The following is an 18,962-nucleotide window of genomic DNA, read 5'->3' on the forward strand; positions in this document are numbered from 1 at the left end:
AGGTCTAACTTTTGGGGGTCGGCTCAATATTCGTGTGTTTTTTGATTTTTATTTTAAAGTTTTACGATAAACAATGACATAATAGCTGAAAGCTAACAGACAAGCAAAACTTAAAAAGTAAAGTGGTAAGACCCAAATGGTACCATTGTGAAAGTAACTAATCAAATAGGTAAAGAAACTAACAAACAAGTAATAGACAAAACTAAAAATTCCACTGGCAGTACCAATTACAGATTCATAGCCTTTTAAGGCCATACTTAAGGCATTGGGCAAAGTAATATTAATCCCTAAGAAAAAGAGAAAAATAAACAAAATAAGACCAATGATTGTTTCAAATTGTGTCATTATTAATAAACAGCAAGCCGCAAAGATACTTAGCAGCAAACCAGCAAAGGCAATTTTTTCCGCTGACCAATATCCTAGCAACCAATTGATAAGAACCGCAGCAAGAATACTAGACACAGCTAAAACTAAACCAAGAAAGCCATATTGGACACTGCTAAAGCCAAAGTGATTGATGAAAATAAACGGAGCTTCTGCATAGTAGCTAAACAATAAACCATTAATGCCCCCAATCAATAAGCCGTAGCACCAAACTTTCGAGTCGAAGGAAAGGTGTTTCGCCACGGACCAAAAAGGCGCTTTCGTTAAGGTATTTCCTAAGTGAAAGGTTTCTGGTAAACGATAAAAACTATAGAAAAGTAATAGAACAGCCATGACAATTAAGGTGCTAAAGACATGCTGATAGCCAAAATAGGTTTGAACAAGTCCGCCGATTAAGGGTCCGATGGCAGGAGATAGCGATAGAGCAGCGCTTGTTTGAGCAAAAATTTTCCCTCTTTGAAGATCGTTAAAGCTTTCCCGCATCATTGATTGGGTAATGACAGAACCAACGCTTGCACCAAATGCTTGAATTAAACGGAAAAATAACAGCCAAGGAAATGTCGGACTCAAAAAAAGGCCAATATTTCCAATTAAATAGCATAAAATTCCTAATAACATAGCTGGGCGACGTCCAATCGTATCGGATAGAATTCCCCAGAATAAAACGCCAACGGCAAAGGCAACAAAATAAATACTCATGGTTAATTGTGCCACGCTATCGTGAATGTTAAAAGCAGAACTAAGCGCTGGCAAAATAGGTGTGAAAATCGACTCGCTGATTTGTGGAAATCCCACAAGCAAAATAATAATTAGTAATGATGGGACGGTGTTTCGGGTGTTTTTCATGATTTTTCTCCTTAAAAGTTTAATCTAATCAAAAACACCCATTGTCTTTTACAACCGCCAAATTTAAAATAAGTAAAATAATGTCACCAACTTTCCTTAAAATTTTTTATTATACAAAGTCTAAATGAAGAAGCGCTTCTTCTTGACTAAATTCATAAGTGTAGCGACCGGATAAACCGGCAAGCTCACCTGATGCTTGAAATAGTTCACCTGGGCAGTCTAAAAGACCCTGTGTAAACGTCCCTTTTTCGCAAGCAGTAAAGGTGCCTTTTTTTCCTAAATAAGTTCCTTCGAAATGTAGGAAACCGACCACTTGAGCCACAGCTTCAAGCCCATCTGCCATTGAAGAGCCTTGATAAGTCATTAAGTATTCCACATAAGCTGTCCCAGATAAGGCGCCTGACAATTGATAAGTAGCGCTCGCTTGATTCACTGGGAAATTTTCATTAAGATTGTCAATCGGTTGTTCTTGCCAACTAGATACAGTAAATGATGCTTGCTCCATTGCTGTCCCTTCTTTCTTATTAATAAGAATAGGGTAGCGGGAAGCGCACTATTTGTCAACAATCCACCACTTTAACTCTTCATTTTTTGCACAAAAGAATGTAACGCTAAGCGGTTGATGTGATAAGCAGTTCCTTGTTTTTGAATAAAGCCGCGCTCTCGAAATTGTTTGAAGGTATAAATAAGATGGCGATAACTAACCCCTAAGTATTCGGCAATCTCAGTATGTTTTTCTTTATAAACATCTTCGTGATTAGCGGCAACCAATAGCAATTCCGCTAGCCGATAACTTAGTTCATAGGTCTGATTCGTTGTAAAGTGGTCCACCCGTTGGAGCATTTTTTTCCCTAGATAATGGCTGAGTTGCTGCATAAAAAGTACCTTGTTTTTTAAAACAGTTTCTGCGTAAGCTAAAGGTATAGCCAAACAACAGGTTTCACCTAAGGCGATAACGTCCTTGGTTATCGTTTCCGCTTGAACTAATGTTAAATCGCCAATTAAATCACCTGTCGTTAAAAACTGAACAATGGATTGGCGGCCATTGCGTTCTGTTTTTAAAATTTTCGCTTTTCCTTTGATTAAATAAAAAAGATAATTTAATGGCTCTGCTTGATGATGAATGAATTCTTGATTTTCAAAATCGATAATAAAACTGTGTTTTAAATCAGTTTCATTAAAAAAAGGCGTATTTTTAGCTAATTCTTGTTTCGGTGATTGTTGGTAGGCTGTTTTAAGCATTTTTTTCTCCTTATAATAGGAGATATCTCCTATTTGTTTCTTCTATTGTAGCACATAATAGACGTATCAAGAGTAGAGGAGTTTTTATAATGTGGAAGAAAAAAATTGTGCTATCGTTTCTTTTTTATTTAATTAGTGCATTGGGCATCAGTTTGACAATTCAAGCAGGCATTGGAGTTAGTAGTTTTAATGCATTTAATGTGACCTTTGCAACACTTACTCATTTAAAAGTCGGAACTGTTACCACAGCTATCAATTTCGCTTTTTTAGGCACGTGTTGGTTGTTAGATCAGCAGCGTAAAATTCAGGACTATTTGATTATTTTGGTGGCGTTAATTGGCTTTGGTTTTGTCATTAATTTTTTCTTATATCAATTATTTGGTTCGCTTGTTTTTCAAAATTATTTGGTTAAAATTGTTCTATTTATTTTAGGGACAATCATAGCAGGAATGGGGACAGGACAGGTAGTTGCGCTAGGTGTTTTGCAATTTCCCATTGAAAAATTTTGTACACTTATTTCTGAAAGAACGCGCTATAGTTTTCAGTTTTATCGTTATTTAGTTGATATTTTTTGTGTCAGTTTAGCACTAGGATTGTCCATTAGTTATCATTTGCCGATTTTTGTTCGTGAGGGAACCGTGATTAGTCTTTTCTTACTTTCTTGGGTTATTAGTTGGTCGCGAAAGCGGGGGCAACAACGTATTTTACGAATACAAATCAAGAAACTGGAATCCGAATGAAAGGATTTCAGTTTTTTTCAAATGAGCAGAACTTTTATTTGAAAAAAAGAGTGGAAAACGGTATACTAATTAAGTAATTATTCATAACATTGGTTCTCCAATCAATGTTAAATAGTTTTTTCATGAGGGAGTAACTGACAGTATTTATGCTGTGACAACATCACCAACTCCGAAAGCAATTTCTGGTGTTGTCTTAAACGGTGAGACTTATGTATGTTCGACGAAGTAGCATACACAAGTCTATTTTTTTTCATTTATTTTTGATGAAATGTAAAATAGTACTTGAAGGATGCTGCAAAAAATAGAGGAGGAAGAACATGTCAGAAGAAAAGAAAACACAATTGTCTGAAGCGTTTTACGCACAAGACGACACAGTTGTTTTGGAGAAAATGAACACAACAACTGATGGATTAAGTGCACAGGAGGCTCAAAAGCGTTTAGAAACGTACGGGGAAAATGTGCTAGATGAAGGGAAGAAAAAATCACTTGCCGTGAAATTCTTTGAGCAATTCAAAGATTTTATGATTATTGTTTTATTAGCGGCAGCGGTCATTTCAGCCGTCTTTTCCCATGATGTGGTAGACTCGATTATCATCTTAGTGGTTGTTATCTTGAACGCCATCTTTGGGGTCATCCAAGAAGCTAAAGCGGAACAAGCCATTGAAGCATTAAAAGAAATGTCTTCACCAAATGCGAATGTTCGCCGTGATGGACACGTCATTACTGTTAAAAGTGATGAATTAGTGCCAGGTGACATTGTTTTATTAGAAGCAGGGGATGTCGTTCCAGCCGATTTACGTTTATTGGAAGCGAATAGCTTAAAAATTGAAGAAGCAGCGTTAACCGGTGAATCTGTTCCAGTTGAAAAAGAAGTAACCATCTTAGAGGGAACCGATATTGGTATCGGTGACCGAATCAATATGGCTTATTCCAATAGTAATGTGACGTATGGACGTGGTCTTGGCGTTGTGGTTGGCACAGGAATGAATACAGAAGTCGGTAAAATTGCTGGCATGCTAGCAAGCGAACAAGAAACGGAAACGCCTTTAAAACAAAACTTAAACCAATTGGGTAAAATGTTAACAATTGCCATTTTAGTCATTGCAGCGGTGATGTTTGTGGTAGGAATGATGAATGGTCGTTCATGGATTGACATGTTATTAACGTCAATTTCGTTAGCTGTAGCGGCAATTCCAGAAGGATTACCAGCGATTGTCACGATTATTTTGGCTTTAGGTACCCAAAAAATGGCCAAGAAAAATGCGATTGTCCGTAAGTTACCAGCCGTTGAAACATTAGGAAGTACAGACATTATCTGTTCAGATAAAACAGGTACGTTAACCTTAAATCAAATGACCGTTGAAGCGTTGTATACAGATGGTCAAGTTTTATCTGCTTCCACAGAAATCCCTGCCGATAATATGGCTTTAAAAATCATGAACTTTACGAATGATACAAAAATCGCTCAAGATGGTTCATTAATTGGTGACCCAACAGAAACTGCCTTAGTACAATTTGGTTTAGATCATGCGTTTAACGTAACCGAAAAAGTAGCAGCTGAACCTCGTGTGGCAGAGATTCCTTTTGACTCTGATCGTAAATTAATGACTACTGTTCATGAATTAAAAACAGGTGGCTTCCTAGTTTCTGTCAAAGGTGCACCAGATGAATTATTGAAACGTTGTACGGAAATCTTATCAAATGGAGAAACAAGTCCATTAGATGAAACAAAACGTCAAGAAATTTTGAAAACCAACACATCATTAGCGAAACAAGCCTTACGTGTTTTAGGAATGGCTTATAAATATGTTGAGACGATTCCAGCCGAAATGAGTTCTGAACTTGTGGAAAAAGATTTAACATTTGCTGGTTTAGTCGGTATGATTGACCCAGAAAGAAAAGAAGCTGCAGATGCTGTAAAAGTCGCGAAAGAAGCGGGTATTCGTCCAATTATGATTACGGGTGACCACCGTGATACAGCAGAAGCAATTGCGGCACGTTTAGGCATCATCAAAGAAGGCGACGACGATGCAGTCATCACAGGCGCTGAATTAAATGAATTGTCAGATGAAAAATTCGCACAAGTCGTGGGACACTACTCTGTCTATGCTCGTGTTTCACCAGAACACAAGGTTCGGATTGTTAAAGCGTGGCAACAAGAAGGAAAAGTGGTTGCTATGACTGGTGATGGCGTAAATGATGCCCCAGCCTTAAAAGCTGCTGACATCGGGATTGGTATGGGAATTACCGGAACAGAAGTATCAAAAGGTGCTTCAGATATGGTACTTGCCGATGATAACTTTTCAACAATTATTGTAGCGGTAGAAGAAGGACGTAAAGTCTTCTCAAATATCCAAAAAACGATTCAATATTTACTTTCAGCTAACTTAGGGGAAGTATTAACCTTGTTTATTGCAACAATGCTCAATTGGGATACCTTGTTACCTGTTCACTTATTGTGGATTAACTTAGTAACGGATACTTTCCCAGCGATTGCGTTAGGTGTGGAACCAGCAGAACGTGATGTGATGAGCCATGAACCTCGTGGTAAAAAATCGAACTTCTTCTCTGGCGGCGTTTTAAGCAGTGTTGTTTATCAAGGGATTACGCAAGGGGCATTGACTTTGATTGTGTACAAAATGTCAATTATGTTCCCAGCACATACCGCAGCTAACACAAACTTATCGGCGCAAGCGTTGTATGATTTACAACACGGCGATGCTTTAACCATGGCCTTCGCTACTTTGGGATTAATTCAATTGTTCCATGCCTTTAATGTGAAGTCGATTTATCAATCAATTTTCAAAGTTGGCTTATTCCGCAACAAATCATTTAACTATGGGATTCTTGTTTCGTTCTTGCTATTAGCTGCAACGATTGTTATTCCAGGATTTAATGATTTATTCAGTGTCACACATTTAGATGCATATCAATGGGCAATTGTAGCAGGTACTTCTTTTGCTATCATCCCAATTGTGGAAATTGTGAAGTTCTTCCAACGTAAAGCAGGTAAAGGTGCTTAATAAATAAGAAAAGAAAATTGGCTGGTACTTAAACCAGTCAATTTTTCTTTATGTAAGGAGTGAAAGGGCTTGAAACGGAAAATTATTTTCGAAACACAACGACTTATTGTTAGAGAATGGCGGTCGGAAGATGAAGTGGAATTGAAAAAATTTTTGCAAGACGAAAATGTGATGTATGCCTATGAACACGCTTTTTCTGATGAAGAGGTTGCAAACTGGCTAAAGTGGAACTTACAGTCCTATCAAGAATACGGCTACGGCTTATGGGCGTTAGAGAAGAAGCGAACAGGCGAAGTCATCGGCGAGTGTGGTCTCACCAATCAATTAGTAAAAGGTAAGAGCTATCTAGAAATTGGTTATCATTTATGTGTGAAAGAATGGCACAAAGGGTATGCGATTGAAGCTGCCGCAGCGGCAAAACAGTACGCATTCGATGTATTAAATTTTCCAGAAGTTATTTCAACGATTCGTGATACGAACTTAGCCTCTATGAATGTCGCTATTCGAAACCAGATGCTTGTTAGGGATCGATACATTAAAACATACCGTGGCAAAACGATGCCTCACTATGTTTTCTCTGTTAAAAATCAAAAGAATGAAGACTGAAAAAGTGCCACTTGTCAGATGGAATAGAAAAAGTGTAAAATGGAGTGAAAGAGAAAAGGGAAAAGAGGGATGGTTATGAGACCAAATTTAGGATTTTACGTTCAAACAATTAATGATATCGTTAAAACAACAGAAGACATTGGCGAAGTCATGAATCCATATTACGAAGAAGTTCGTCAAGCGATCGATAAGAATAAAGTGAATGATTTAACAGCCGAACGAATTGCAGAAATTCAAGCAAAATTTAAAGAAGGTACTGAAAAATATGAATTAATGCTCAAAAAAGTCGGAACATTAAAACCAACGCCACAAGTACTTGGCATTCACAAAAAATTTCAACATGCTTATACAGAATATGTAGCAGGATGCAATGAAATGATTTTAGCAACAGATCCAGAAACAGGTATTGATGCAGATTTATTTAATGCTTCAGAGGAAAAGCAGGATCAAGCAACGGATGAATTAACCTTTGCCATTACGCGAATGAGCAACATTCTTTTGAAAAAATAAAAAACTAATAAAAATAACTAACGAATTTAATATTTTTTTCATGTCTTTTTTATGGACAAAAGAGAAAGTGTATTGTATTATTAATTCATACCAACAACAACCTTTTTATTTTTCATTTTACTCTTATTGAGTAAATACTCCTTTTCCATCGGCAAAACTGCCGGTGGTTTTTTTTGTTATTTTTTTTATTTAATAATAAAACAACCTTTGATTTTATTAAAATCAAAGGTTGTTTTAGCTTGTTAATTTTCAACATTTCGCACATAATCATCAAAGTATTGAATTAACTCTTTCTTGATTTGTTGATAATCTGCTTCAGAATAGTTCTTTTCTTCTAACGTACCATTAAAAAATGGCAAATTTAGTTCTTCTTTTAAACGTTCAATCACTTCTTCTTGCTTCATAAGGACCCCTTCTCAACGAATTGTTCTCTTCTATTATAGAACATTGTAGTCATCCGTCAATTGTTCAAAGGCAATTTTCATTTCCTCTAGACGTTCATTCAATTGATTGGTTTCATCTTCTTCATTGAAAAAATGTTGTTTTAATTCAAAATAAAAATTTTCGAAGGCTTGGAAAAAAGGCTCAGACTTGTTGTTTTCAAGAGCAGGAACACTTGTGTAGAGAACACGAGCGCTATGATAGTAAGTGAAAACCTCGTTAATATTTAATAAAATACGCGCTTCCTCTGGGCGTGGTCGACTTGTAACTAAGTCATGTAAAGATAAACTTTTTGTATGGGTTTCAGATAAATAAAATAAAAATAGTTCCAATTGCTCTTTTGTTGCAGACATGAAAACTCCTCCTCAAACAGTAGTAACATTTATTATAAATGAAAATGAAAGTGCTTGAAAAGCAATGCGCTCAGCAAAAATAATTATTTTAAGGGAAAACTATAGTTGTTGCTTTAGCATTCTTTTTAATCATGATAAACTGAGAGAAGTATAATAGGTCCTGACAGAGGAGGAAACAAATGAAAATTGTGATTATTGGTGCATCATTCGCAGGTATTTCCGCAGCAATTGCTTCAAGGAAAAAATATCCCCAAGCAGAAATTTCTTTAATTGACAAGCAAGCAACAGTGGGGTATTTATCTGGTGGCTTAAGTGCGTATTTTAATCATACCATCAATGAATTACACGAAGCACGTTACATAACGGAAGAGGAATTACGTCGTCAAAAGATTCAGTTGCTTTTAAATAGAGAAGTCGTGGCAATGGATGTTGAGAACCAATTGATTGCTTGGGCACAAAAGGAAGAGCAACAGTGGTATTCTTATGATAAATTGATTTTAGCGACAGGCGCGAGCCAGTTTTCCACGCAAATTCGTGGTAGTCAAACAGAAAAATTACTCAAATATAAATTTTTATCAGGTGCTTTAGCGGCTGTTCCATTACTGGAAAAGAGCCAGACAGTAGCCGTCATTGGTGCAGGACCCATTGGAATGGAAGCTATTGATTTTCTTGTGAAAATGAAGAAAACGGTCCATGTCTTTGAAAGCTTGGAAAATCTATTGCCTAAATATTTTGATAAAGAAATGGTCGCAGAAGTTCAAAAATCTTTGGAAAAACAAGCAGTAATTTTCCATTTTGAAGAAACGGTCCTAGGAATTGAAGAAACAGCAAATGGTATTGTTCTTGAAACAAGCGAGCAGGAAATTTCTTGTGACAGTGGGATTTTTGCTTTAAACTTACATCCTCAATTAGCCTATTTGGATAAAAAAATTCAACGGAATCTGGATCAGACAATCGCGGTGGATTCTTATTTACAAACTTCAGTGCCGAATGTTTTTGCCATCGGAGATTGCATTTCAGTTATGAATGAACCAGTCGCGGAAACTTTTTATGCTCCGTTAGTGAACAATGCGGTACGAACTGGCTTAGTAGTCGCCAACAATTTAGAAGAAAAAACACACCGATTCATTGGCTCTTTGCGAACAATGGGAACAAAAGTGGGGGACTATTACCTTGCTAGTACAGGTCTAACCGAAACGGAAGGTTTATTTTTTCCGCAAACACTTGCTTCCGTAATTGTTAGACAGCCAGCGCCGCCTCTACAACACGGGACAGAAATTTTAGGCAAATTAATCTATGATAAAGTGACGCAACGGGTCCTTGGGGCACAGCTTTGTTCAAAAAACAATTGTTTAGAAAAAATAAATACGTTAGCATTAAGTATCCAAACAGGTCAGACACTGACAGACCTATTACAAAAAGATTATTTTTATCAACCTTCCTTAACCAATATTTATGATATTACAAATTTGATGGGTGCTTCGGCTTATTGGAGAGAGAACGATGAAAGTTGAGACGTTATTGGAAAAGAAAGCGATGCGACAATTATTAACGGTGCAACAAACCATCTTAGCAGGCGGTACCTGCTCAGTCTCTGATTTAACAGCATTTTTAGCAGTCACAAAAGCCTCCTTTGAAAAAGACTTAGAGGATTTACATTATTTTTTGAAACCTTTTGGACAGGACTGTCAGCTTACTTATGATGGCCAGCAGCTATCAATCACCTTATCGGATTTTTTTTCGTTGAATCATTTAATTGAAGCATTTGTAAAAGAGTCTCTTAAATTTCAACTTTTAGATTATTTATATCGTAATAAAGAGTTTTCTATTGTTCAATTAACGACTAAATTTATGATTAGTGAGTCTTCTTTATTTCGAAAGATTAAGGAACTCAATCAATTGTTAGCCGCCTTTGATTTGCAAATAAAAAATGGACAACTACAGGGAGAAGAATTGCAGATTCGTTACTTTTACTTTCAGTTGTATTGGTATATTACTCCCTATGAAACACACCAGAAAAAAACGATGTCCCCGTTAAATAAACGGATAATTGAAGGGATTGAGACTGGCTTAGGTTTTACTTTTAATGAACATAATGCGTTAAAAGTTAGCCTTTGGTTGAGTATTACGAAAAAGCGCCTAGCGGTCACTTCAAAAAAATATCAACAATTGAGAAAGAAAATGATTGATTTTAAAGAAGATCCGTTATTTAAGCAAGTTCGACAATTGTTTTTCCGTTTTTCTAGTCGCTATTCATTAGAATTAGATGAAGGAGAAAGCATGATTCATTTTGTTTTTCTAATCACAATGTCGGTCTTACCAGAATCAGCTTTTGATGAATATTCCTTAATTCGGGGACGTCGTTCCGCTGTTTCTTTAGCCGATACGTTTATCTTGGAAAATGTGGTCTTGTATTATCGGCCCCATAAATTTGAACCTACTCTTGAGAAAACCATGGCTTACTATTTTTCACAAATTCATGGAAAACTGTATTTTTTTAAAGGAGAATTGGAAGTTTTTGATCGGGCCCATATCTGGGAAAAAGAACAGCAATTATCTAGTCGGGAATTAGCTTCTTTTTCAACAACGTTATTAGAAAAAGCTTTAGCTTGTTTTGATGAAACGTATCAACCAGGAGATAGTTTGCATGAACTTTCTCTGGTCAAATATTTAAGCGTGTTGGCATTAATTGAATTTAAAATGATTGGTGAAATAAAAATTGGAATTCATTTAGCAATGGATGCTCTTTATCAAGCGGCGTTAACACAAGTATTAATGCTTAGTCTTAAAAATATGAATGGCACGCTGGTGGAGAGGTATCAGCCTGAACAAACATATGATTTAATTGTGACCAATTATCAGCAAACGAGCTATCAAGGAACACCGGAAGTCTATGTTTTGTCAGAATTAAGTTCGACCTATGATGTGCAACAATTAAAAAAGAAAATACGTACCTTGCGGGAGAAATAAACAAAAGGTTGGTGTGACAGAAATTATCTGATCCTCGCACCAGCCTTTTTACAATTAAAAGTCGAAAATTAGGCTTTTTTAAACAAAAATGTTTCTTTTTATTGAAAAATTAGAGATAATAAAAGTATTATTGAAAGCGTTGTCTTTGCTGGTTTTAGTAGAAATCCTTTCAATTTTTTTTAAATAAAAAAAGTTTTTGACATGTTTAGTTATTCTTTTATTTGTAAGATAGGGACATAAAGAAAACGATTTCAAAAACGTTTAGGAGGAATTATCATGGCAGAAGAAAAATACATTATGGCGATTGATCAAGGAACGACTAGTTCTCGTGCAATTATTTTTGATAAAAAAGGAAACAAAATTGGTAGTTCACAAAAGGAATTTACTCAATATTTTCCTAATGCAGGCTGGGTGGAACATAATGCCAATGAAATTTGGAATTCTGTTCAATCCGTTATTGCAGGTTCTTTAATTGAGTCAGGAGTGAAACCTACAGATATTGCCGGAATTGGGATTACAAACCAACGGGAAACAACCGTTGTTTGGGACAAAGCAACTGGGTTACCCATTTATAACGCAATTGTTTGGCAATCACGCCAAACGACACCTATTGCTGATCAACTAAAAGAAGATGGCTACAGCGAAATGATTCATGAAAAAACTGGGTTAATCATTGATGCTTATTTCTCAGCAACGAAGGTTCGTTGGATCTTAGATCACGTAGAAGGTGCGCAAGAACGTGCAGAAAATGGAGAATTGATGTTTGGGACAATTGACACTTGGCTCGTTTGGAAATTAACGGGAGATACTCATGTCACTGATTATTCAAATGCAAGTCGGACGATGTTGTTTAATATCCATGATTTAGATTGGGATCAAGAAATTTTGGATCTTTTAAATATCCCACGAGTGATGTTACCGAAAGTGGTTTCGAACTCTGAAGTGTATGGACTAACAAAAAATTACCATTTTTACGGAAGTGAAGTACCTATCGCTGGGATGGCTGGTGACCAACAAGCCGCTTTATTTGGTCAAATGGCCTTTGAACCTGGGATGGTTAAAAATACCTATGGAACAGGCTCATTTATTGTCATGAACACTGGCGAAGAACCTCAACTTTCTAAAAATAATCTGCTTACCACTATTGGCTATGGCATTAACGGCAAAGTATATTATGCCTTGGAAGGAAGTATCTTCGTGGCTGGTTCAGCGATTCAATGGTTACGAGATGGCTTAAAAATGTTGCAAACGGCTGCTGAATCTGAAGCAGTAGCCAAAGCGTCAACAGGACACAATGAAGTTTATGTGGTTCCGGCATTCACTGGTTTGGGCGCACCATATTGGGATTCACAAGCGCGTGGGGCTGTCTTTGGATTGACACGTGGTACCACGAGAGAAGATTTTGTCAAAGCGACACTTCAAGCAGTTGCGTATCAAGTTCGTGACATTATTGACACGATGAAAGAAGATACAGGCATAGATATTCCCGTCTTAAAAGTAGACGGTGGAGCAGCAAACAATGATTTCTTGATGCAATTCCAAGCAGATATTTTAAACACTGCTGTTCAAAGAGCCCATAACTTAGAAACAACGGCCTTAGGCGCAGCTTTCTTGGCGGGCTTAGCGGTTGGCTTCTGGAAAGACTTAGAAGAAATCAAAGCATTCCAAGAAGAAGGACAACAATTTGAACCAATTATGGCGGAAGAAGAACGAGAAGATTTATATGAAGGTTGGCAACAAGCAGTAGCAGCTACCCAACAATTCAAACGTAAAAATAAGTAAATGGAAAAGGGGAATTTTCTATGACTTTCTCAATAGAAACACGCCGACAATCAATCGACGCTTTAAAAACACAACACTTAGATGTCTTAATTATTGGTGGTGGCATTACTGGCGCAGGCGTTGCCCTGCAAGCCAGTGCCGCTAAAATGAAGACAGGGTTAATTGAAATGCAGGATTTCGCAGAGGGCACCTCTTCACGATCAACCAAATTAGTTCATGGTGGTATCCGCTATTTGAAAACGTTTGACGTGGAGGTGGTGGCAGATACAGTGAAAGAACGAGCCGTCGTTCAATCCATTGCGCCACACATCCCTAAAGCGGATCCCATGTTATTGCCGATTTATGATGAGCCAAATGCAACATTTAATCTATTTTCTGTCAAAATAGCAATGGATTTATATGATCAGTTAGCTGATGTAACAGGTACCAAGTACGCCAACTATCTGTTGACAAAAGACGAGGTTTTGGCACGTGAGCCACAACTAAAAAGTGAAGGTCTACAAGGTGGCGGTGTTTATTTAGATTACCGAAATAATGATGCTCGTTTAGTTATTGAAAATATTAAACAAGCAGTAGCTGACGGGGCACATGCTGTGAGTCGGGTTCAAGCGGTGGGCTTTTTATACAATGATGAAGGTAAAATTACTGGCATTCAAGCAAAGGACCTACTAACTGACGAAAAGTTTGAGATTCACGCAGATGTTGTGATTAATACTACTGGTCCTTGGTCAGATAAATTAAGAGGCTTAGACAAAAATGATTCATTTACACCACAAATGCGTCCAACCAAAGGGGTTCATTTAGTTGTCGACAAAAGCCGTTTAAATGTTCCTCAACCAACGTATTTTGATACAGGTAAACAAGATGGCCGCATGGTCTTCGTTGTTCCAAGAGAAGAAAAAACATATTTTGGGACGACGGATACAGATTACCATGGAGACTTTCAACATCCAACAGTAGAACAAAGTGATGTGGATTACCTATTGGAAGTAGTCAATAATCGTTATCCAGAGGTGCAATTAACAATTGATGATATCGAAGCCAGCTGGGCTGGCTTACGACCTTTAATTTCTGCTAACGGTGGCTCAGATTATAACGGCGGAAACAATGGCAAACTTTCAGATAGAAGTATTGATGAAGTCATTGATGTCGTTGACAGATACCAAAAAAATCAAACAGATAAACGAGAAATTGAAGAAGTTCTAAACCATCTGGAAGACAGTTTGGTGGAAAATAAAGTCAATCCTTCAGCTGTCTCTCGAGGCAGCTCATTGGAAAGATCAGCGGATGGCTTGCTCACTTTGGCTGGTGGGAAATTAACAGATTATCGTAAAATGGCAGAAGGTGCGATGAAAATGATTCAAACCATCTTAGCAGAAGAATACCAGAAAGAATTCACCTTAATTGATTCTAAAAACTATCCAGTTTCAGGCGGGAAATTGAACCCTGCAACGGTAGACGAAGAATTAGAAGCGTTGGCAAAACATGGCGTGTCTAAAGGGTTAAGTGAAAAGGATGCATTATACTTAGCTCATTTATATGGCTCCAACGTACCAACTGTTTTTGAAATGATTGATGATGCCAAAGTAATTCCTGGTTTAACCTTAACAGAAACTGTCTCTTTAAACTATGCGATGGAAGAAGAAATGGCTTTAACACCCGTCGACTTTTTATTGCGACGGACCAACCACTTATTGTTTATGCGTGATCGTTTGGACCAAGTGAAAGCGGGAGTCATTGAAGAAATGGCGCGGCATTATCAGTGGACAGCGGAAGAAAGAGCACGACACATTGAAACATTAGAAAAAGTAATTGAAGAATCAGATTTAAAAAATTTGAAAGTAGGGTGAAGAAAAAATGGGAACTTCGATGATGACACAATTATTCGGTGAATTTTTCGGAACGATGATTTTAGTTTTACTAGGGGATGGCGTCTGTGCCGCAGTTAACTTGAAGAAAAGCAAAGCCTTTGCTTCTGGTTGGGTCGTTATTGCTTTAGGTTGGGGCGCTGCTGTTACATTAGCTGTTTACATGTCTGGGTATATGAGTCCAGCGCATTTAAATCCTGCTGTAACAGTTGCGATGGCAATTACTGGAAACTTTGAATGGGGCATGGTTTTACCTTATATCGTAGCTCAAGTCCTAGGCGGTTTTATTGGTGGTTTAGTTGTCTGGTTAGCTTATTTACCCCATTGGAACATTACAGAAGACAAAGGTGCTATTTTAGGAACCTTCGCCACTGGTCCAGCTGTCCGTAACTATCCAGCCAATGTTTTAACAGAAATTATCGGCACATTTGTCTTGGTTTTTGGTTTACTAGCCTTTTCTCAAAACGACTTAGCGGTTGGCATTAACCCAATGCTTGTTGGGATTTTGGTCTTAGGACTAGGTCTATCATTAGGCGGACCTACAGGTTATGCAATTAACCCTGCACGTGATTTAGGACCTCGTTTAGCGCACCAAATTATTCCTGTGAAAACAAAAGGTGATTCTGATTGGGCTTATTCTTGGGTGCCAATTGTGGGACCTATCTTAGGTGCTTCATTAGCTGCAGTAATTTATTTATTCACTATTTAATAAAATGAAATGTAAATAGTTGTTTTAGACAATAAAAAACGCTTGTGAGAAGTAATCAATTCTTGCAAGTGTTTTTTGCTACATATAAACCAAAAAAGATTTCCTTAGACATTTAGACAATTTGTCTAAATGCGGAACAGAACAATTTTCCTATATGATACAATAAAAGTGCACAAGTAATTGGGGGAGTAACATTTCATACTTATTTGTCAATTTTAAGCTGGACAATGTGTTCAGTAATATATACTAATTTAAAAAGGAGTACATGATTTGAATGGGATAATGGTTTTGTTAGTGGGGACTGGGTACATTGGTTGGGTTATTTATAGAAATGGTCGTACGTATTTCCGTTATAAAAAAAATCTAAAAAAATATCAAACGACGCACCATCTAACGGACAGTGACCTAGAGATGTACCAAAGAATTATGGACGAATTAAAAAAACAAATTATTTATTTAAACGAACTAACGAATAAGTCACGAAATTTAAAAAAAATTGAACAAGTAGAACTGGGTGTTGCTTCCGCTAAGGGCATCTTTAAACACTTAGTGAAGTATCCTGAAGCAATTACTCATTTTAGTGATTTTTTATATCATAAGGTACCAGAGATTTTACGAGCATCAGAACGGTTTTTAAGCATTAAAGAAGATAAATTGTCAACAGAAGAAATAACACTTGCAACCAATGGTATCTTAAGTACCATACGAGTGTTGTCGGAAAGTATCACAGATGATTATGAAAGATTAGTCTCCGAAGCATCTGAGGAAATTGCCTTATCAAAAAAATTAGTGGAGAGAAAAAATGGCTAAACAAAAGAATTTTTATGATACATATGATGCGCTTTTTCAAAAGCCAAAATGGTCGTTTTTTCCTGTCACAAGAACAGACACAATAAAGCAACTTCCTAACCCAAATAAAAAAGTGGTAAAACCACAGACGAAAAAAAAGAAAAAACAAAAAAAGAACAAAAAAATTATTTGGATAGGCATTGCTGTAGCAATTGGCTTTATAGTATATATTGATCTTGCGGAGAAAGATGATTATTGGGATTACTCCGCTTCATCAGAAGATGTTTATCCTTTAAAAGAAGCTGGACTTACCACAACTGGACCTGTTGATTTAGAAAAACCACTAAAAGTCACAATAGAAGAAAATAAACTTTTATTTAATCAAGGCTATCAAATAGAAATTATCGGCGATGCCGATATTGAAACCAGTGGCGGAAAGAACTTTTTAATTTTACCTTCTACAGAGGAGTATCCAGATACAAAATATCTAGGCAATATCAGTTTTTATGAAAAAAGAGACTATTATACATCGGCAGGTATGTACCTTTCTGGCAATCTTGTCAACAGTCTTTCTGATTATTTAGATACAAGTAAAGAGTTTATCAAAGCATACCCAATTGATAAAATTGCTGATGTACAAACCGGCTATATTTTAAAACGGAATCAAGGATATACAGACATCTCAAAATATTATCTCTTTAAAGATGGGACAGGATTTGAATTAGAAGTCTCTGTTGACCAATTGGAAAAGGTCAAAGATCCCAAAGACTATTCTTCTTTTGTAAAAACATACGCAAAAGAAGTCGCTTTTATAGAAAAAAGTTTTAAATTTGAGTCTACTGATGAGGAATCTCGATAGAGAAAATAGTTTTCAGCTTCAAGTAGCGCCTAGTAACATCTTTGTTGAAAAAATGTAAGAGCCTGAGACAAAAAACACTTTGGATTTTTGTCTCAGGCTTATAAACTGATCAGCGGTGGAAGCGTAGCACTTTAAGGACTGAAGTACGACGTGTACCCACTTACTAGATTGTCTTTGAAGGTAACGTAGAAAAGAACAGCAATATACAAGCGACCTACAAACTATTTTCTGCCAGACTAAAACTGGCAGAAGTGGTTTGTAGGTCGCTTGTTTTCATTATGGTTGGTGAGACAAGTTAGCGCTTGTGGTGTTTGTTTTAATATTGCAAATCAAAAATGACGATACTTATTTTACTGAAAATTAGTTCCCAATCTTCTCGGGTTAATTCTTCTTCTAAAATGTAAATTCGGTCAATTTCTTTTGGTAAATCAAATAAGGGATAGTCAGTAATCACAATATCACAACTAGAAAAATCGGTTCGTTCAAAAATAATATCCTCACTAAATGCTTGCTTGATTTTCATCATAATAAAGCTAGCAATGTAAAAATCGCGAGAATATGCAACACCAATTTTAATTTTTTTGCGGGGACTATAGTGCTTATAAATTCGTAACAACAATTCACATGTCCAAATTGGGTTCTCCTGATCCTTAAATCTTAGCTGATAAGGGGAATGCGCTGAAAAATTTTGATAAAAAGCATAAATTTCTTTCTGTAAATCTTTTTGATAAGTACTATTTTTATTGACTAAAAAATCTAGAATTGCGGTATTTGGTTGCTGTGAAATAAATAATTGGTTATAGATAATATTTTTAAATAAAATAAGTAAGAAGTAATGACGATCAAATTCACGCATTTTTGGAATTTGAAAAACTTCGCAAAAATTGGTTAATAAAGAATCAACGTAGAAATATTCTGGGCAAGAAATTTCATTTAGAGCAGCCAGTAAATCTTTGGCTCGTTTTGCTGAATCAAAATTATCAATGGCAATGGGTGCAATGATATCTACAACCCGCTGTTGATCTTCTGAAAAATTTGATTGGGAACAAAAAATAGTTTGTTTTGAGTCTGAGAAAAGCCTTAAATAAGGATGTTCTTCAAATTCTTTTTGGAGATCATCTTCACAAGTATATGGAAAGCGATATTTTGCGATGTGTAAAAGTAAATTTAATTTTAGTAGAGAAGCGTGTTCCAAGCGTTCAAGAATTTCTGGTTTAATATGTTGCGTCAGTATATCTTCAAAATAAGTAGAGGTATAACGTGGTAAGGCTAAGGTATTTAAAAAGATGGTCCAGTAGACATCAAGAAAAGCATATAGGACTTGAAATTCAGAACCTGTAATCACTTTACTCGCGGAGGGGGAAAAATGGACGGAAATTCCATACAAACCAAATAGTTTATTAATGTTATTTAACCGTTTGTAAATGTAAGATGAGCTAAAATTAGTTTCTTGACTCACTTTCCAGACAGAATTGTTTTCTTTTTTGATAATTGCTTGAAAAAGAATGAAGTCAGTAGAATGGACACAGTAATAATTAAATAATAAAAAATAGTGGGAAAGAAAATCATTGGAAGTCGTATGTAATGAAATTTTTCCGTGATGAATCTGAATCTCTAAGGTATTTTCAGGAAGGGTTGCTAAGTCTTCTTGAATTTCACGAAGATAAATTGATAAATTTTTAGTAGAAAGATCGAATTTTCGGGCAACACTAGATAAATCAAGGTTTGTTTGTTTTGCTAAGTATAAAAAGACAGCCAATTTTTTTTGTGTTTTCTTTGAAAGTAAAAATGTTTTTATGGCATCTTGTGTTTTGATGAGACTCACTCCTTAGTTATAACT

The 18,962-nt window shown here is 36.3% G+C and carries 17 protein-coding genes; 11 read left to right on the forward strand and 6 right to left on the reverse strand.

The window, feature by feature from the left end; genetic code table 11:
* Positions 1 to 48 precede the first annotated feature (48 nt).
* The 3 genes from IGL80_RS05935 to yeiL form a co-directional block, all read right to left on the reverse strand.
* Complete coding sequence (locus IGL80_RS05935; RefSeq protein ID WP_002360046.1) at positions 49 to 1,230, reverse strand: multidrug effflux MFS transporter; 1,182 nt, start codon at positions 1,228 to 1,230, stop codon at positions 49 to 51.
* A gap of 109 nt (positions 1,231 to 1,339) precedes the next feature.
* Complete coding sequence (locus tag IGL80_RS05940; RefSeq protein WP_002360047.1) at positions 1,340 to 1,735, reverse strand: DUF3224 domain-containing protein; 396 nt, start codon at positions 1,733 to 1,735, stop codon at positions 1,340 to 1,342.
* A gap of 71 nt (positions 1,736 to 1,806) precedes the next feature.
* A complete protein-coding gene (gene yeiL, locus IGL80_RS05945) occupies positions 1,807 to 2,472 on the reverse strand; it encodes a transcriptional regulator YeiL (RefSeq protein ID WP_002360048.1) in 666 nt (221 codons plus the stop codon).
* A gap of 89 nt (positions 2,473 to 2,561) precedes the next feature.
* Here yeiL and IGL80_RS05950 point away from each other — a divergent pair, with 89 nt between their 5' ends.
* The 4 genes from IGL80_RS05950 (at position 2,562) to IGL80_RS05965 (ending at position 7,351) form a co-directional block, all read left to right on the forward strand.
* A complete protein-coding gene (locus tag IGL80_RS05950; protein ID WP_002397432.1) occupies positions 2,562 to 3,212 on the forward strand; it encodes a YczE/YyaS/YitT family protein in 651 nt (216 codons plus the stop codon).
* Positions 3,213 to 3,529: 317 nt separating this feature from the next.
* On the forward strand, positions 3,530 to 6,235 hold the full coding sequence (locus IGL80_RS05955; protein ID WP_002377094.1) for a cation-translocating P-type ATPase: 2,706 nt from the start codon (positions 3,530 to 3,532) through the stop codon (positions 6,233 to 6,235).
* A gap of 69 nt (positions 6,236 to 6,304) precedes the next feature.
* Positions 6,305 to 6,841 (forward strand): GNAT family N-acetyltransferase, encoded by a 537-nt coding sequence (locus tag IGL80_RS05960; RefSeq protein ID WP_002360050.1) that lies wholly within the window; start codon positions 6,305 to 6,307, stop codon positions 6,839 to 6,841.
* 69 nt (positions 6,842 to 6,910) lie between these two features.
* Positions 6,911 to 7,351, forward strand: a complete 441-nt coding sequence (locus tag IGL80_RS05965; protein ID WP_002385841.1) for a hypothetical protein — start codon at positions 6,911 to 6,913, stop codon at positions 7,349 to 7,351.
* Positions 7,352 to 7,593: 242 nt separating this feature from the next.
* On the opposite strand, the gene IGL80_RS05970 is transcribed toward IGL80_RS05965, so the two are convergent.
* Positions 7,594 to 7,755 carry a hypothetical protein gene (locus IGL80_RS05970; protein WP_002357133.1) on the reverse strand — a complete coding sequence of 54 codons (162 nt, stop codon included), beginning with the start codon at positions 7,753 to 7,755 and terminating at the stop codon, positions 7,594 to 7,596.
* A gap of 33 nt (positions 7,756 to 7,788) precedes the next feature.
* Positions 7,789 to 8,145, reverse strand: a complete 357-nt coding sequence (locus IGL80_RS05975; RefSeq protein WP_002357135.1) for a hypothetical protein — start codon at positions 8,143 to 8,145, stop codon at positions 7,789 to 7,791.
* 179 nt (positions 8,146 to 8,324) lie between these two features.
* On the opposite strand from IGL80_RS05975, the gene IGL80_RS05980 reads away from it, so the two are divergent.
* From IGL80_RS05980 to IGL80_RS06010, 7 genes are all read left to right on the forward strand, one after another.
* Positions 8,325 to 9,659, forward strand: a complete 1,335-nt coding sequence (locus IGL80_RS05980) for an FAD-dependent oxidoreductase (protein ID WP_002360051.1) — start codon at positions 8,325 to 8,327, stop codon at positions 9,657 to 9,659.
* Positions 9,649 to 11,115 (forward strand): helix-turn-helix domain-containing protein, encoded by a 1,467-nt coding sequence (locus IGL80_RS05985; protein ID WP_002385844.1) that lies wholly within the window; start codon positions 9,649 to 9,651, stop codon positions 11,113 to 11,115. Before IGL80_RS05980 ends, IGL80_RS05985 begins: the two co-directional genes overlap by 11 nt.
* Positions 11,116 to 11,391: 276 nt before the next feature.
* Positions 11,392 to 12,897, forward strand: a complete 1,506-nt coding sequence (gene glpK / locus IGL80_RS05990) for a glycerol kinase GlpK (RefSeq protein WP_002357138.1) — start codon at positions 11,392 to 11,394, stop codon at positions 12,895 to 12,897.
* A 20-nt stretch (positions 12,898 to 12,917) separates the two neighbouring features.
* Positions 12,918 to 14,747 carry a type 1 glycerol-3-phosphate oxidase gene (glpO, locus tag IGL80_RS05995; protein WP_002360052.1) on the forward strand — a complete coding sequence of 610 codons (1,830 nt, stop codon included), beginning with the start codon at positions 12,918 to 12,920 and terminating at the stop codon, positions 14,745 to 14,747.
* A gap of 7 nt (positions 14,748 to 14,754) precedes the next feature.
* A complete protein-coding gene (locus IGL80_RS06000) occupies positions 14,755 to 15,474 on the forward strand; it encodes an MIP/aquaporin family protein (protein ID WP_002360053.1) in 720 nt (239 codons plus the stop codon).
* Between the two features lie 282 nt (positions 15,475 to 15,756).
* Positions 15,757 to 16,284 (forward strand): 5-bromo-4-chloroindolyl phosphate hydrolysis family protein, encoded by a 528-nt coding sequence (locus IGL80_RS06005; RefSeq protein ID WP_002385845.1) that lies wholly within the window; start codon positions 15,757 to 15,759, stop codon positions 16,282 to 16,284.
* Positions 16,277 to 17,122 (forward strand): hypothetical protein, encoded by an 846-nt coding sequence (locus tag IGL80_RS06010; RefSeq protein ID WP_002404528.1) that lies wholly within the window; start codon positions 16,277 to 16,279, stop codon positions 17,120 to 17,122. Before IGL80_RS06005 ends, IGL80_RS06010 begins: the two co-directional genes overlap by 8 nt.
* 316 nt (positions 17,123 to 17,438) lie before the next feature.
* Here IGL80_RS06010 and IGL80_RS06015 read toward each other — a convergent pair whose 3' ends face one another.
* A complete protein-coding gene (locus tag IGL80_RS06015; RefSeq protein ID WP_002360055.1) occupies positions 17,439 to 18,947 on the reverse strand; it encodes a helix-turn-helix domain-containing protein in 1,509 nt (502 codons plus the stop codon).
* Between the last annotated feature and the right edge of the window lie 15 nt (positions 18,948 to 18,962).

Origin of the sequence: Enterococcus sp. DIV2467a (assembly GCF_050532945.1) — a bacterium.
Taxonomy (GTDB): domain Bacteria; phylum Bacillota; class Bacilli; order Lactobacillales; family Enterococcaceae; genus Enterococcus; species Enterococcus faecalis.